Annotated in this window: 15 protein-coding genes and 1 pseudogene; 10 read left to right on the forward strand and 6 right to left on the reverse strand. The window is 69.3% G+C overall.

The window, feature by feature from the left end:
- The first annotated feature begins 54 nt into the window (after nucleotides 1-54).
- The 4 genes from MAA44156_RS11130 to MAA44156_RS11145 all read left to right on the forward strand — a co-directional run bounded on the left by MAA44156_RS11130 (nucleotide 55) and on the right by MAA44156_RS11145 (nucleotide 3,347).
- Entirely contained in the window at nucleotides 55-1,140 is a 1,086-nt protein-coding gene (locus MAA44156_RS11130; protein WP_009976434.1) for an S-(hydroxymethyl)mycothiol dehydrogenase, read from the forward strand.
- Nucleotides 1,140-1,763 (forward strand): MBL fold metallo-hydrolase, encoded by a 624-nt coding sequence (locus MAA44156_RS11135; RefSeq protein ID WP_003872382.1) that lies wholly within the window; start codon nucleotides 1,140-1,142, stop codon nucleotides 1,761-1,763. The genes MAA44156_RS11130 and MAA44156_RS11135 overlap by 1 nt, the downstream gene beginning before the upstream one ends.
- 92 nt (nucleotides 1,764-1,855) lie before the next feature.
- Nucleotides 1,856-2,923 carry a class I SAM-dependent methyltransferase gene (locus MAA44156_RS11140; protein ID WP_009976433.1) on the forward strand — a complete coding sequence of 356 codons (1,068 nt, stop codon included), beginning with the start codon at nucleotides 1,856-1,858 and terminating at the stop codon, nucleotides 2,921-2,923.
- A 76-nt stretch (nucleotides 2,924-2,999) separates the two neighbouring features.
- Nucleotides 3,000-3,347: a hypothetical protein gene (locus tag MAA44156_RS11145; protein WP_023879935.1), complete on the forward strand. Its 348-nt coding sequence runs from the start codon at nucleotides 3,000-3,002 to the stop codon at nucleotides 3,345-3,347.
- Between the two features lie 159 nt (nucleotides 3,348-3,506).
- Here MAA44156_RS11145 and MAA44156_RS11150 read toward each other — a convergent pair whose 3' ends face one another.
- On the reverse strand, nucleotides 3,507-5,027 hold the full coding sequence (locus tag MAA44156_RS11150; protein WP_428842550.1) for an Hsp70 family protein: 1,521 nt from the start codon (nucleotides 5,025-5,027) through the stop codon (nucleotides 3,507-3,509).
- Between the two features lie 109 nt (nucleotides 5,028-5,136).
- A complete protein-coding gene (locus tag MAA44156_RS11155) occupies nucleotides 5,137-6,222 on the reverse strand; it encodes an NAD(P)H-dependent amine dehydrogenase family protein (RefSeq protein WP_009976430.1) in 1,086 nt (361 codons plus the stop codon).
- Nucleotides 6,223-6,310: 88 nt separating this feature from the next.
- Between MAA44156_RS11155 and MAA44156_RS11160 the strand changes: the two genes are divergently transcribed.
- The 4 genes and pseudogenes from MAA44156_RS11160 to MAA44156_RS11175 all read left to right on the forward strand — a co-directional run.
- Nucleotides 6,311-6,658 carry an MmpS family transport accessory protein gene (locus tag MAA44156_RS11160; RefSeq protein ID WP_009976428.1) on the forward strand — a complete coding sequence of 116 codons (348 nt, stop codon included), beginning with the start codon at nucleotides 6,311-6,313 and terminating at the stop codon, nucleotides 6,656-6,658.
- A 31-nt stretch (nucleotides 6,659-6,689) separates the two neighbouring features.
- Nucleotides 6,690-7,997 (forward strand): cytochrome P450, encoded by a 1,308-nt coding sequence (locus MAA44156_RS11165; RefSeq protein ID WP_029248459.1) that lies wholly within the window; start codon nucleotides 6,690-6,692, stop codon nucleotides 7,995-7,997.
- Between the two features lie 147 nt (nucleotides 7,998-8,144).
- Nucleotides 8,145-8,687, forward strand: coding sequence for an ester cyclase (locus MAA44156_RS11170; protein ID WP_009976424.1), 543 nt, complete (start codon nucleotides 8,145-8,147; stop codon nucleotides 8,685-8,687).
- A gap of 35 nt (nucleotides 8,688-8,722) precedes the next feature.
- Nucleotides 8,723-9,133, forward strand: a pseudogene (locus MAA44156_RS11175) (hypothetical protein); the annotation flags it as partial.
- Nucleotides 9,134-9,151: 18 nt separating this feature from the next.
- Here the strand turns inward: MAA44156_RS11175 and MAA44156_RS11180 are convergent.
- Both MAA44156_RS11180 and MAA44156_RS11185 read right to left on the reverse strand, forming a co-directional pair.
- Nucleotides 9,152-10,639 (reverse strand): flavin-containing monooxygenase, encoded by a 1,488-nt coding sequence (locus tag MAA44156_RS11180; protein ID WP_009976421.1) that lies wholly within the window; start codon nucleotides 10,637-10,639, stop codon nucleotides 9,152-9,154.
- A 265-nt stretch (nucleotides 10,640-10,904) separates the two neighbouring features.
- On the reverse strand, nucleotides 10,905-11,147 hold the full coding sequence (locus MAA44156_RS11185) for a hypothetical protein (RefSeq protein WP_003878208.1): 243 nt from the start codon (nucleotides 11,145-11,147) through the stop codon (nucleotides 10,905-10,907).
- Between the two features lie 235 nt (nucleotides 11,148-11,382).
- On the opposite strand from MAA44156_RS11185, the gene MAA44156_RS11190 reads away from it, so the two are divergent.
- Nucleotides 11,383-12,141, forward strand: a complete 759-nt coding sequence (locus MAA44156_RS11190) for a cutinase family protein (RefSeq protein ID WP_003872393.1) — start codon at nucleotides 11,383-11,385, stop codon at nucleotides 12,139-12,141.
- 12 nt (nucleotides 12,142-12,153) lie between these two features.
- On the opposite strand, the gene MAA44156_RS11195 is transcribed toward MAA44156_RS11190, so the two are convergent.
- Nucleotides 12,154-12,930 carry an Rv3717 family N-acetylmuramoyl-L-alanine amidase gene (locus tag MAA44156_RS11195; protein WP_023879931.1) on the reverse strand — a complete coding sequence of 259 codons (777 nt, stop codon included), beginning with the start codon at nucleotides 12,928-12,930 and terminating at the stop codon, nucleotides 12,154-12,156.
- A gap of 58 nt (nucleotides 12,931-12,988) precedes the next feature.
- On the opposite strand from MAA44156_RS11195, the gene MAA44156_RS11200 reads away from it, so the two are divergent.
- Nucleotides 12,989-14,158 (forward strand): acyl-CoA dehydrogenase family protein, encoded by a 1,170-nt coding sequence (locus MAA44156_RS11200; RefSeq protein WP_009976416.1) that lies wholly within the window; start codon nucleotides 12,989-12,991, stop codon nucleotides 14,156-14,158.
- On the opposite strand, the gene MAA44156_RS11205 is transcribed toward MAA44156_RS11200, so the two are convergent.
- Complete coding sequence (locus MAA44156_RS11205) at nucleotides 14,147-14,677, reverse strand: TetR/AcrR family transcriptional regulator (protein ID WP_011724637.1); 531 nt, start codon at nucleotides 14,675-14,677, stop codon at nucleotides 14,147-14,149. The two genes, MAA44156_RS11200 and MAA44156_RS11205, sit on opposite strands and share 12 nt — an antisense overlap.
- Nucleotides 14,678-14,724: the final 47 nt, after the last annotated feature.

The following is a 14,724-nucleotide window of genomic DNA, read 5'->3' on the forward strand; positions in this document are numbered from 1 at the left end:
ATGGGTGGACGGCCCGCCGCGAGATGTATGGCGGACGACAGTAGGTTGGAGCCCATGAGTCAGACAGTGCGCGGCGTGATTTCACGCAAGAAGGGCGAACCCGTTGAGTTGGTCGACATCGTCGTTCCCGATCCCGGGCCCGGTGAGGCGCTGGTCGACGTCATCGCCTGCGGGGTGTGCCACACCGACCTGACCTACCGCGAGGGCGGCATCAACGACGAGTACCCGTTTCTGCTCGGCCACGAGGCCGCCGGCCGGGTCGAGGCCGTCGGCCCCGACGTGACCGCGGTGCAGCCGGGCGGCTTCGTGGTGCTGAACTGGCGCGCGGTGTGCGGGCAGTGCCGGGCCTGCAAGCGCGGCCGCCCGCACCTGTGCTTCGACACCTTCAACGCCACCCAGAAGATGACGCTGACCGACGGCACCGAGCTGACACCGGCGCTGGGCATCGGGGCGTTCGCCGACAAGACACTGGTGGCCGCCGGCCAGTGCACCAAGGTCGACCCCGCCGCCGACCCCGCCGTCGCCGGGCTGCTGGGCTGCGGGGTGATGGCCGGGCTGGGCGCGGCGATCAACACCGGTGCCGTCACCCGCGATGACACCGTCGCGGTGATCGGCTGCGGCGGCGTGGGCGATGCCGCGATCGCGGGCGCGGCGCTGGTAGGCGCCCGGCGCATCATCGCCGTCGACACCGACGACACCAAACTGGACTGGGCCCGCGGCTTCGGCGCCACCCACACCGTCAACGCCCGCCAGGCCGACGTGGTGGCCGCGATTCAGGACCTCACCGACGGGTTCGGCGCCAACGTGGTGATCGACGCGGTGGGCCGCCCGGAAACCTGGAAGCAGGCCTTCTACGCCCGCGACCTGGCGGGAACCGTTGTGCTGGTGGGTGTTCCGACTCCCGACATGACGCTGGAGATGCCGCTGGTGGACTTCTTCAGCCACGGCGGGTCGTTGAAGTCGTCGTGGTACGGCGACTGCCTGCCCGAACGCGACTTCCCCACGCTGATCGAGCTGTACCTGCAGGGCCGGCTTCCCCTCGAAAAGTTCGTCTCCGAGCGCATCGGGCTCGGCGACGTCGAAGCCGCCTTCCACAACATGCACGACGGCAAGGTGCTGCGCTCGGTGGTGATGCTGTGATGGCCGGCATCGACAAGATCGTCACCCACGGCACCTTCGAACTCGACGGCGGCAGTTGGGAAGTCGACAACAACATCTGGATCGTCGGCGACGACTCCGACGTGGTGGTGTTCGACGCCGCGCACACCGCCGAGCCGATCGTGGCGGCCGTCGGCAACCGCAACGTGGTGGCGGTGGTGTGCACGCACGGCCACAACGACCACGTCACGGTGGCTCCCGAGCTGGGCGCCGCGCTGGACGCCCCGGTGCTGCTGCACCCGGGCGACGACGTGCTGTGGCGAATGACCCACCCGGACAAGGACTTCCGCACCATCGCCGACGGCGACACCATCGATGTGGCCGGCACCGAGCTGCTGGCGCTGCACACGCCCGGCCACTCCCCCGGCTCGGTGTGCTGGTACGCGCCGGAACTCGGCGTGGTGTTCAGCGGCGACACGCTGTTCTCCGGCGGTCCCGGCGCGACGGGACGCTCCTATTCGGACTTCCCGACCATCCTGCAGTCGATCTCCGGCCGACTCGGCACGCTGCCCGGCGAAACCGTCGTGCACACCGGCCACGGCGACAGCACCACCATCGGCGACGAGATCGTGCACTACGAGGAGTGGGTGGCGCGCGGCCACTGATCCCGGCAAGCCGAACTGACCGGCAACTCAACCACTATCGTTGATCCATGCCTGAACCTGGGACGCCCGAATCGGGCCTCCAATCAAGCATCGTGGTCCGGCCGGAACCCACCTACACCGAGGCCTCGCGGCTGCGCGCCGCCGGTTTGGCGAAGGCGATCGCGCAGTTCGAGCGGGCCGCCGAGCAGGTGGCGCTGCCCAAGGCCCCGCAGCCGATCGTCGTGGCCGACTACGGCGCCGCCAACGGCCACAATTCGCTCAAGCCGTTGTCGGCGGCCGTTTCGGTGCTGCGCCGGCGCACCCGCCCCGATCACGCAATCCTGGTGGCGCACACCGATTTACCGGGCAATGACTTCTCGGCGCTGTTCGACACGGTGGCCGACGACCCGGAGAGCTACCTGCACGCGGATGCGGCGACGTTCACCTCGGCGATCGGCCGGTCGTTCTACAACCAGATCGTGCCGTCGCGGACGGTCAACCTGGGCTGGACGTCGTGGGCGACGCAGTGGCTCAGCCGCACCCCGGGTGCGGTGCCCGATCATGTGCACGTGTCGTGCAGCAGGGACGACGCGGTGCTGGCGGCCTACGCCGACCAGGCCGCGCTGGACTGGCACAACTTCGTCGCCTTCCGGGGCCGCGAGCTGGCCCCCGAGGGCCGGCTGGTGGCGTTGACCCTGGCCGCCGACGAGGAGGACGGGCGCTGCTCGGCGGGTTTCGCCGCGCTGCTCGATGCCATCGTCGAGGCGCTCGAGGATCAGCGGCGCGACGGCCTGCTGCGCCCGGATGAGTTGCAGCGCATGACGATTCCCACCTTCGCCCGCAGCGAGAAGGATTTTCGCGCACCGTTCGCGCCGAAGGGTCGGTTCGAGGGGTTGATGGTCGAGCAGCTGGAGATCTTCAACGCCGAGGACCGGTTCTGGGCTCGCTTCCAGGCCGACCACGACGCCGAGGCGTTCGGCGCGCAGTGGGCGGCCTTCGCGCGGTCCGCGCTGTTCCCCGCGCTGGTGGCCGGACTCGACGACGGGATCCGCGACCCGCGGGCCCCGCGGTTCGTCGAGCAGCTGCAGAGCGCGATCGCCCAGCGCCTGTCAAGCGCGCCGGAGCCGATGCGGATCCCGCAGGCGTTGCTGGTGCTGGTCAAGCGCGAGGCGGCGCAGTGATGAGAGTTTCGGCACAACAGCGCAGCGGGTAACCCCCCCCCCATCGTCGAATCTGCGACTGCGAGGGGGTAGATGCATGAGCGCGCGAGACGATCAAGCCTCTGGCCGAGACGATGATCAGCGGTTGACCGAGAAGCCGGAACCCGACGAGGACGACAAGAAGAAGGCCGCCGAGATGATGGAGGCCTACGAGGACAAGGCCACCATCGTGCTGCCCGGCACCGGCGGCAGCGTGTCCGGGACGGCGGTCAACGAGTGGCTGGACGAGGACGGCAATCCCAAGCATGAAGTCGCCGAGGGCACCGATCACGCCGACGAGGGCCGCGACGAGCAGGCCTTGCGGGATCAGATCGAGAAGGACAAGGCCCTCAACGAGGTGCTCCGGGAAGCCGCCGCCGCTCCGAACAAGGACGAAAAGGGCTGAGCTGTAAGGGAATTACCCGACGCCCAGGTTTCCTTCGATTTCCTGAATGATCTGGTTGACCCGGTCCAGCCCGGGGATGGGTTCGTTGAGCCCGGGAATGGGCGGGATCGCCGGGGCCGCGACCCTGCGCGGGGGCAGCGGATGCGCGGGCGGGGCCGCCTACGGGGTGGCCCGCGGCGTGGTGGTCATCGGCGTCTCGGTCTCGGCGGGCGGGTTGGTGTCCGACGTCGACGGCACCGGGATGTCCGCGGGTGGCGGCGCGGGCTCGGCGGTGACGCTGGGTGGGGGCGGCGCCGGGGTGGTGCTCAGAGTGGGCGCCGGGGTGGTCACCGATTTGTCCGATTTGTTCTGCGCGGTCAGTCCGATCATCAGGGCGGTGCCCACCGGCAGCAGCGCCGCGGCGGCGATGACGACCGCCGCCGTGGGGAACAGCCGCGACCGGGTGAACAGCCGCTTGCGCCGGGGCGGCGGGACCGCGGCGTCGGTCCCGGTGTCCGACCAAGCCTGCGCTTCCATGGGTGCGGGATTCGCCGGCGGCACCGCGGCGGTCGCGGTCACGTCCTCGCGCGGCTCCGGCCGGGCCGCCGCGCGGGCGGTGGCGGTGGCGGGTGCGGCCGGTGCGGTGAACGTCGCGCCGGCGTCCGCGTGCGCCACCCGCAACGCGGCCCCGACCGCCGCGGTGAGCTGCGGGTGCGGCGTGGTGGCGACCGGAACACGGAAATGCCGCGCCAGCGTGGTGGTGACGGCGGGCAGATTCGCCCCGCCGCCCGTCGACACCACCGCGGCGAGATCACGGATCCCGTTGCGCGACAACGTTTCCCGAAGCACGGTGACGAAGCCGCCCAGCGCGGGGGCGATCGCGTCGTCGAGTTCGGCTCGGGTGAGCCGGATTTCGCCGCGCACCCCGGTCAGCCCGTCGGTCAGGGTGGTCGTGGTGTTGGCGGACAGCTGCTCCTTGGCCACCCGGCACCCGCCGCGCAGCCGGCTCAGCGAGCCGATGGCCGCGGTGCCGGTGGGGAATGCGCCGGTGGTCGGCATATTGGCGACCACGACGCCCAGCAGCGCCTGGTCGATCACGTCGCCGGAGAAATCCCGGTGCCGCAGGGTCGGGGCCAGCGCCCGGTAGTCGCCGTCGGCGTCCATCAGCGTGATGCTGGTGCCGCTGCCGCCGAAATCGCAGACGGCCACGGTTCCGCGCGCCGGCAGGCCCGGGCTGGTCCGCACCGCCAGCAGGGCCGCGGCGGCGTCGGGGATCAGCACGATGGGCCGGGCGCGTCGCGACCATTCGGGGATCTCGCCGAGCGCGGCGCCCAGGGCCTCCACCGCCGCCGACTCCCAGTGCGCCGGGTAGGTGACGGCGATGTCGTCGGGCAGGGCGCGCCCGCCGGTGGCGGCGTAGGCCAGCGCCCGCAGCGCGTCGGCCAGCAGTATCTCGCTGCGGTGCACCGAGCCGTCGGACGCGACGACGGGCCGCGGGTCGCCGACCCGGTTGACGAAGCCGGTGATCACCACGCCGGGCCCCTGCAACCGGGGATTCTCGGCGGGCACGCCGACCTCGGCGGGCCGGTCCGGATACCGGGTCAGGACGGGCTTGCGGGTGACGGCGTGATCGGAGGTGACGGCCGCCAGGTTGGTGGCGCCGATCGACAAGCCCAGTGCGGTCCCAGCTCCATTGGCCATGTGTGATCCCCGTGTTCGCAGCGCACCGACTCGCATTCGGCTAGCCGTCATTGTGCCGTCCAAACCTGTAACTCGGGTCAGCTTCGGCTATGCGCACGCTGTGCGCGCCTCAGCGGATGGTGCCGGTGCCGGGGATCAGCGGCAGGTCGAGCGGGGTGACCCAGCCGGGCCGCAGCTCGTTGACCGCCGGCACGGCGTTCAGCGCCCGCAGCCCGGTGGCCAGGCATCCGGCCGCGGCGGCGTCCCGGCCGGAGCCGTCGGTGAAGCGGAACGCGGTCTCCTGGAAGATGCTCGGGGTGCCTTCGATGTCCACCCGGTAGACGTCGTTGTCGTGGCCGGACGGCCAGTCCGGGGCGGCGTCCAGCCCGATCCGGTTGACGTGCTCGAGCTGGATGCGGGTCTCGCCCCGGTAGACGCCGTTGATGGTGAACCGGACGGCGGCGACATGCCCGGGTTTGATGACGCCCTTGGCGGTGGTGCGTTCGGTGGGTGTCACCCACTTGTCCCAGGTGGTGGTGATCTCGTCGAGCATGATGCCGGCGGCGTGCGCGATCATCGGGACGGTGGCGCCCCAGGCGAAGATCAGCACGTCGCGGTTTTCCAGCATCGGGCTGTATTCGGGCTCGCGGCCGATGCCCATCTCGACCTCGTAGTCGCCCTCGTAGTTGGTGTAGTCGAGCAGCTCGGAGGCCCGGACGCGGCGCACCTCCGAGCACAGCCCCATCAGGGTCATCGGGAACAGGTCGTTGGCGAAGCCGGGGTCGATGCCGGTGGTGAAGCAGGACGACTCCCCCAGCTCGCAGGCCTCGGTGATGGGCGCGATCCAGTTGGGCGGGTTGAGGTGCATGGTCGGCCACACCCACGGCGTCATCGCGGTCGAGCACACGTCGATGCCGGCCCGCAGGAACCGGGTGATCAGCGCGATGTTCTCCTTGGCGTGCATGGCCGTCGGGCCGTAGTGCACCAGCGCGTCGGGTTTCAGCGCGATCAGGGCGTCCACGTCGTCGGTGGCGATGACGCCCGTCGGCTCGGGCAGCCCGCAGATGTCGGCGACGTCGCGGCCGACCTTGGCCGGGTTGCTGACGCCCACCCCCACCAACTCGAACAGCGGATGCTTGACGATCTCGGCGATCACCATCTTGCCGACGAAACCAGTACCCCAAACGACCACACGCTTCGAGCCGTGTTCGGACATCCTTGCCGCCACCTTTTGGTTCACCAATCCCCGCGTCGGGCTTCACCATAAGCTTCCCTACCGTCGCCCGTGGTGACACGATGCATTTATGAGCAAGCACCTCGCCGGGTCGTCGCTGTTGGTGGCCGTCGGTTTCGGTTTCGCGAACGCCTGCGGTGTGGCCCACGCGCTGCCCCAGATGTCGCAGGTCCGCTACGAGGTCAACGGGCCCGCGGTCGCCGAATTCATCTACTACCAAACCGACACCGGTCAGCTGCATCAGGTGAATGCGCCGCTGCCCTGGTCGGCGCAGTTCACCGGGTTCGGCGGGGAGGTGTTCACCGTCAGCGCGCAGGGGCCGGGTCCCATCTCCTGCAAGATCCTGGTCGACGGCAACGTGGTGAGTGCGGCGACGGCTTCGGTCGGCACGCCCGCCCGGACCGTGTGCACCCACTGACCGAGCAGTCCCGAGCACAGAGGAGGTCCCGGTGAGCCTCAAGACGCGACCGAAAAAGGGCTTGGCCACACGGATCAACGGGGCGCCGCCGCCCCGCGTCCCGCTGGCCGACATTCACCTTGAGTCGCTTGACTTTTGGGGATACGACGACGACTTCCGCGACGGCGCCTTCGCCACGTTGCGCCGCGAGGCGCCGATCTCGTTCTGGCCGGCGATCGAGATGGACGGGTTCGTGGCGGGCAACGGTTATTGGGCGCTGACCAAGCACGAGGACGTCCACTTCGCCAGCCGGCATCCGGAGATCTTCAGCTCCGTCCCGAACATCACCATCAACGACCAAACACCGGAGCTGGCAGAGTATTTCGGCTCGATGATCGTGCTCGACGATCCGCGCCACCAGCGGCTGCGCTCGATCGTCAGCCGCGCGTTCACCCCGAAGGTGGTGGCGCGCATCGAGGCGTCGGTGCGCGAGCGGGCCCGCCGGCTGGTGTCGTCGCTGGTCGCCAATCATCCCAACGGGGAGGCCGAGCTGGTCAGCGAGCTGGCCGGGCCGCTGCCGCTGCAGGTCATCTGCGACATGATGGGCATCCCCGAGGAGGACCATCAGCGGGTATTCCATTGGACCAACGTGATTCTCGGGTTCGGCGACTCGGACCTGGCCACCGATTTCGAGGAGTTTCTTCAGGTGTCGATGGACATCGGCGCGTACGCCACCGCGCTGGCCGAGGATCGGCGGGTCAACCATCACGACGACCTGACCACCAGCCTGGTGGAGGCCGAGGTGGACGGGGAACGGTTGACGTCGTCGGAGATCGCGTCGTTCTTCATCCTGCTGGTGGTGGCCGGCAACGAGACGACGCGCAACGCGATCAGCCACGGGGTGCTGGCCCTGTCCCGCTACCCCGACGAGCGCGACAAGTGGTTCTCGGACTTCGACCGGTTGACGCCGACCGCGGTGGAGGAGGTCGTGCGGTGGGCCTCGCCGGTGGTGTACATGCGGCGCACCCTGACCCGCGACGTCAAGCTGCGCGGCACCAAGATGAAGGCCGGCGACAAGGTCGCGCTCTGGTACAACTCGGCCAACCGGGACGAGTCGACGTTCGACAATCCCTGGCTGTTCGACGTGGCGCGCACCCCCAACCCGCACCTGGGTTTCGGCGGCGGGGGCGCGCACTTCTGCCTGGGCGCCAACCTGGCGCGCCGCGAGATCCGGGTGGTGTTCGACGAGCTGCGCCACGAGATCCCCGACATCGTCGCCACCGAGGAGCCCGCGCGGCTGCTGTCGCAATTCATCCACGGCATCAAGCGCCTGCCGGTCGCCTGGACTCCCCCGCGCTAGGCCCGGTGGCCCGGACTCCCCCGCGCTAGCCCCGAGTTCGCCTGTCTCCCAAGGCATGTGTGCGTGCCAGATCCGCTGACGCATCCGCTATCGGATTCGCGGCGCGAACACCGCCCCCGTGCCGGGCCGCCGGATTACGCTGAGCCGGTGACCATCCCCGCGTTTCCCGCTCCCGAGGTGCTGGCCGCCCGCCAGAAGCTGGTGCTCGACCACTTCCACGACGAGGTCCGCCAGGCCTGGGACGACGTGCTGTCGACCTTCCCGCATCCGCGTTACGAGCTGATCCCGCAACTGATCGTGCACGACGGCGAAGCGGCGGTGCGCGACTACTACGCCTACACGCGGACCGCGTTCCCCGACCAGGACCACGAGATCATCGCGCTGCGGCACAGCGCCGACGCGGTGATCGTCGAATTCTGGCTGATGGGCACGCATCGCGGTTACCTGGGCAAGGTGCCGCCCACCGGCAGCCGGTTCCGCGTCCGCGTGACCGCCTACTTCCTGTTCGACGACACCGAAACCCTTGTCTGCGAACGCATTTACTTCGACACGCTGACCATGATCAAACAGCTGCTGGGTGGGCTGGACATGAGGAGGCCGGGCAACTGGCTACTGGCCGCGCGCTGCGTGCGGGGGTTCTTGGCGATGTCGTCGGAAAAACCGGATCCGGCGCTGACCGGCGCGCCGTAAACTCCACCCAGGCAAGGGATCCAGGGAGGCTTCCGATGCGGGTTCGGCGGCTGCGCACCCGGTGCGGCCTGGCCGCGGTCGCGGCGGTGGGCTGCTGGGCCAACGCCGGCCTCGCCACCCCCACCGTCACCGCCGCCCCGCTACCCCCGGGCTCGCACACCGAGAAGTGGATCGACCTGCAGCCCGGTCAGTGCGTGGCCGACCTGCCGCCGGCCGACGGCAGCCGGGTCGACGTCACCGTGGTCGACTGCGCCACAGCGCATTTGGCCGAGGTGTATCTGCGGGCGCCGATGGCCGTGGACGCCGCCATCGCCAGCGTGGCGAATCGGGATTGCGCGGCCGGGCTGCCCGGCTACACCGGTGGCGACGGCGGTCGGTTTTCGATCACCTATCTGATCGATTCGAATCAGGATCGCACGGGCGCCAACCCCACCCCGAGCACGGTCAGCGCACCGCCGGGCGAGCTAGGCGATGACGTAGTCGCTGAGCGGGAAGCTGCTGGCTTCGCGGATCGAGTTCAGCGTCGACGTCGGCCGCAGCAGCGAGGCCTCGCCGCTGGGACTGAAGTAGTACGACCGCGAGGTGGCGCAGTTGCCGGCGTAGAACACTGAATTGTCCAGCAGTTTGGTCATCCGCTCCATGAACCGGTCGTTGGCCTCCTCGGTGACCTCGAAGGTGGTCGCGCCGCGGCGCATGACCTCGCCGAGCAGCCGGTCCATGTGCCGCATCTGGTATTCGATGGTGTGGAAGAAGGACAAGCCGGAGAAGGCGAACGGGCTGGCCAGGCTCAGGTAATTGGGAAAGTACGGCATGGACACGCCCTGGTAGGCCTGGAACCGGGTCTCGCGCCACCACTTGCCCAGGTTGCGGCCCTTGCGGCCGATCACCTCGATGGCCGGGAAGTTTGCCTCCCACAGGTCGAAACCCGTTGCCAGCACCAGGGTGTCGATGACGGTCTTGCGTCCGTCGGCGGTGACGATGCCGTCCGGCTCGATCCGTTCGATCGGGTTGGTCTCCAGGTGCACGTTCGGCTGGGTGAGGACGCGGTAGAAGCTGTTGGAGAAGGTAGGCCGCTTGCAGCCGCAGTCGTAGTCCGGCGTCAGCTTGGCGCGCAGTTCCTTGTCCCGGATCCACCGAAATCGGTTGATCTTGGCCAGATCTGAGGCGGAGATGTTGCCACGGCCGCGGGATTCCTTGAAGTGCAACGCGCCGACGATCATGATGATCTCGAGCAGCACGTCGGTCACCCAGCGCAGCGCGCGCTGCGCCGCCGGCACCCGCGCGAACAGGCGCCGCACCGCCGGGTCGAACTCGAAGTCCACCTTGGGCAGCACGTGGGTGGCGGTGCGCTGGTAGACGGTCAGCTCCCCGGCCTCCTTGGCCAGCTCCGGGACGACCTGCACGGCGGACGCCCCGGTGCCGATGACCGCGATGCGCCGGCCCTGGTAGCGGTAGTCGTGGTCCCATGCCGTGGTGTGCACGACCTTTCCCCCGAAGCTGCCGATGCCCGGGATGTCGGGCGTGTGCGGCTGCGACAGGAAGCCGGTCGCGGTGATCAGGAACCGGGTGGTCAGGCTCTCGCCGCCGGCCAGCGCAACCCGCCACACCTCGGCGTCCTCGTCCCACTGCGCGCCCTCGACGGTGGTGTTGAACCGCATGTGCCGGCGCACGTCGTATTTGTCGGCGACGTCGGCGGCGTACTGCTTCACCTCGCCGCCCGGGGCGAACAGCCGTGACCAGCCGGGGTTGGGCTCGAACCAGTACGAGTAGGTGGTGGACGGGATGTCGACGGCGATGCCCGGGTAGTGGTTGACGTGCCAGGTTCCGCCCAGGTCGTCCTCGCGGTCGAGGATGACGATGTTGTCAAAGCCCAGGCGCTTGAGCTGGATGGCGGCGCCGATGCCGCCGAAACCCGCACCCACGATGATCGCGTCGAAACGGTCTGTGACCACAGCCTTGCTCCGTAGCTACCTAACCCATTACTTAACGAATACCTAAGCTTTCCCTAAGATACGCAACTCTAATAGGCCGCGCCGACAGGCGCATCCGAGCTTTGCCAGTATGTGACCATGCTGACACCCGCGCGGTAATGCGACGACGGGTCATTGCGCGCGATTACCCCGTCCTTGTCAGCGCAAACGCCGGTCCGAGCCCCGCTCGGGCTGACCCGGTTCGGGCATTAGCTCGGCAGGCGGCCGCGGCGGCTCGCGGTGATTCTTATCTTGTGGCCGGGCCGGCGGCGGGCGTCCCCTGCAGTTGGCCGAGGAACTCGTGGCAGCGCCGCGCCCGCTCGGAGTCCTGCGCCATCACCTCGCTGAAGAAGGAGGCGATCTCCTCCATGCCGGCGTTCTTCGCGTCGCGCACGTACTGGCCGTAGTCGTGGCCCGCCTTCAGCGAGTGGTACTGGACGGAGATCAGGTCGTAGGTCACGTCGTCGAAACCCGTTTCACCCGTTGCCATGTCGTCACCTCGTCAGACCGTGAGTAGTGGATTTTGTGCTCGCGGTCTCCGGCTACCCGCCCGTGGATACCCCAAACGACGCTTAGACTGTCTTGGTACACGACGCGACTGCGCAATTGCGGCGTCGGTCCGATGGAGGCGACGCCGCCCCTGTCCACCGTTCGTCGCCGCGCCCGGGCATACAGGAAAATTTCATTAAACGGTCGGAAACTTGACAGGTTTGGGAGGGGCTTGCATGGGCATTTTCGACGGCATGTTCGCACGTCACATCGTTCGTTCTCTCGGTTCAGCACTGGTCATGGCGGCCTCGGGTGTGGCCGCCTCGGCGGTGTCCGGTTCGGTGATCCCCACCGCCGCGGCCCAATGTCCGGACATCCAGGTGGTGTTCGCGCGGGGCACCGGTGAAGCCCCCGGCGTCGGCCCCACCGGACAGGCCTTCGTCGACGCCCTGCACCAGCGGGTGGGCGGGCGGTCCTTCGACGTCTACCCGGTCAACTACCCCGCGAGTGATCAGTGGGACACCGGCATCGAGGGCATCAGAGATGCGGGCGCACATGTGAATTCGATGGCGCACGACTGCCCCAACACCAAGATGGTGCTCGGCGGCTACTCGCAGGGCGCGGCCGTGATGGGCTTCGTCACCTCGGCCTCGGTGCCCGACGGCGTCGACCCCAACACCGTGCCCAAGCCGCTGGATCCCGAGGTCGCCAACCACGTCTCCTCGGTGGTGCTGTTCGGCATGCCCAACGTGCGAGCGATGAATTTCCTGAACGAGCCGCCGGTGGTCATCGGCCCCGCGTACCAGGACAAGACGCTGAAGGTGTGCGCCACCGAGGATCCGGTGTGCTCGGACGGGATGAACTTCGCCGCGCACAACACCTACGCCAACGACAACGAAATGATCGACAAGGGCGTCGCGTTCGCCTCCAGCCACCTCGGCCTGGGCGGGCCGGCGACGGTGGCGGCGCCGAGCGGCGGCGGCTTCGGCAGCTGAGCAGCCGCTCGGCTAGCCCGACGCCGCTTTCGCGTTCAGGAAGGCGACGATTCCCGCGGTGACCGCGGCGGCGTATGCCGCCCGGCCATCGGGGCTTTCCATTCGCGCGGCGTCACCGGCGTTCTTCATGTTGCCGAGTTCGACCAGCACCGCCGGGTACTGAGCCAGGTTCAGCCCGGCCAGGTCGTCGCGGCCGTACAGGCCGTCCGAGCCGATGTAGGTGGCGGACTGAAAACCGGCCTGCACCAAGGCATCTCGCATCGCGTGAGCGAGCTGCACGGCGGGGCCCGCCTGGACGTCGTTCAGCGGCGGGCTGGAGTAGTTGACGTGGAATCCGCTGCCGGACGCGGGCCCGCCGTCGGCGTGGATGCTCACGATCGCGTCCGGCCGCATCGCGTTGGCCGCGTCGGCGCGCTGGTCGATGCACGGACCGACGCCGCTGTCGTCGGCGCGGGATAGCTGGGTGTGCACGCCCATCTGGTTCAGCGACGCGTTGATCAGGCCGACCACCGCCCAGGTGAACGCGTGCTCGGGGTAGCCGTCGTCGGCCGCCGCCCCGGAGGTTTGGCACGGCTTGCTGCCGCCGCGACCGTTGGGCACCGGTCGGTTGATCGACGCGTCGTTGACGGCGTTGTGGCCCGGGTCGAGGAAGACCGACATGCCGGCCACACCGGCCGCCGCGCGCGGGCCGGGCAGTACCGCGCCGGCGGCCAGGATCACCGGCATGGCGCCGGCGAGGCGCAGGACGTCGCGGCGGGCCACGGACCGCGGCCCTCGGCGATCACTCACCGCGCGATGGTAACAACCGCGGGCTCTACATACTAAAAAGTATGTTACGGTCGTGCGCATGTCCGTGGTCGAAGATCACCCGCTGCATGGCATCACCGACGAGTTCGTGGCGCGGTTGGGCGAGCGTGCCGAGGAGGCCGAGCGGCTGCGCCGGCTGCCGGCGGCGACGGTCGACGAGTTCCGGCAGACCGAGCTGTTCCGCCTGCTGTTGCCGGCCCGGTTCGGTGGCCTGGAAGCCTCGTTTCCCGAGCTGCTGCAACCGATTCGGCGGATGGCGCACGGCTGCGCGTCGAGCGCTTGGACGCTGGGTTTCTATGCGCTGCACAACTGGATGCTGTCGTTGTTCGATCCGCGGGCGCAGCGGGAGGTCTTCGCGTCCGGGCCGGTGCTGGCGCCGGCTCCCCTGGCGCCCACCGGCCGCGCCACACCGGCCGACGGTGGTGTGCGGCTGACCGGCAGGTGGTCCTGGGCGACGGGGGCGAGAGACGCCGATTGGCTGATCGTCGGCGCGTTGATCGAGCGCACCGACCGCATCGATCCGGCGTTGGTCGTGATGCCCGCCGGGCAGTTCGAGGTCGTCGACACCTGGCACACCGCCGGCATGCGCGGCACGGGTTCGCACGACGTGGTGATCGCCGACGTCTTCGTTCCCGAGCATCGGCTGGTGGCGGTGGCCGACATCTACGGCGGGACCGCGCCCGGCGCGCGCGAGCACGCCGCCGCCACCTACCGCTGGCCGATGGTGCCCGCGCTGGCGCTGACGGCGGCGATGCCCGTGCTGGGGGCGGCGGAGCGGGTGGTGCAGCTGTTCGCCGACCGGCTCGGCGAGCGGGTGCTGGCGTATAGCGCAGTGGCGCAAAAGGATCAGCCCGCCGCGCAGATCAGGCTGGGCGAGGCCCGGGTGCGGCTGGACGCGCTGCGGGCGTTGGTCGCACAGACCGCCGACCGGATCGAGGCGATCGTCGCCGGCGGCGACCGGGTGAGCCGCTCGGTGCGGGCCGAGGCCCGGCTGGCGGCCGCGCGCACGGTGCACGAAAGCCGGGCGATCATCGCCGACGTCACGGAGGCGTCCGGCGCGAGCGCTCATTTCCTGTCCAGCCCGATGCAGCGCGCCAAGCGCGACGTGGACATCGCCGCGGGGCATGTGGTGTTCGACTACGACACGAGCCGAGAGTTGGCCGGGGCGTTGGCGATTGGGGCGAAGATCTCCCCGATCTCAATGATCTGAGGCCACGCCCGCCTCGGTCAGCATCAGGTCGAGGAATCGTTCGCGTTGGGCCAGCGATTGAGCCTGCTCGGCCGAGCCGGTGAGGTGCAGCAGTCCGATGCCCGCGGCGAAGGTCAGCTCCGCGCGCAGCTTGGCGTCCTCGGGGGAAAAGCCGTAGTCGCGGTAGGCCTTGGTGACGGTGCGCAGCAGGTGCCGGTCGGCGGCCCGGATGTTCTCGGCGGCGACCGGGTCTAGGCGCGCCCATTCGCGCATCGCCCGCTCCAGCATCCAGTACTGCGGGCTGACCAGGGTGCCCATCATGGCTGAGAGGCGTTCCCGGGGTGGCAGCGAGTCGAGCTCGGCGAGCGCCTGGCGGTCGCGTTCGAGGAACTTGTTCCACGATTCGACCAGGGCGGCCCGGTAGTTGTCGATGTCCTCGAAGTGCCAGTAGAAGCTGCCGCGGGTGACACCGGCCTGCTGGCAGAGGCGTTCGACCTTCAGCGCCCGCACGCCCTCTTCGGCGAGCACGGTGTAGCCCACCTCGAGCCAGTCCTCGACTGACAGACGGGTTGACTTGGGCTTGGGTG

The sequence above is a fragment of the Mycobacterium avium subsp. avium genome (assembly GCF_009741445.1).
GTDB classification, from domain to species: Bacteria; Actinomycetota; Actinomycetes; order Mycobacteriales; family Mycobacteriaceae; genus Mycobacterium; species Mycobacterium avium.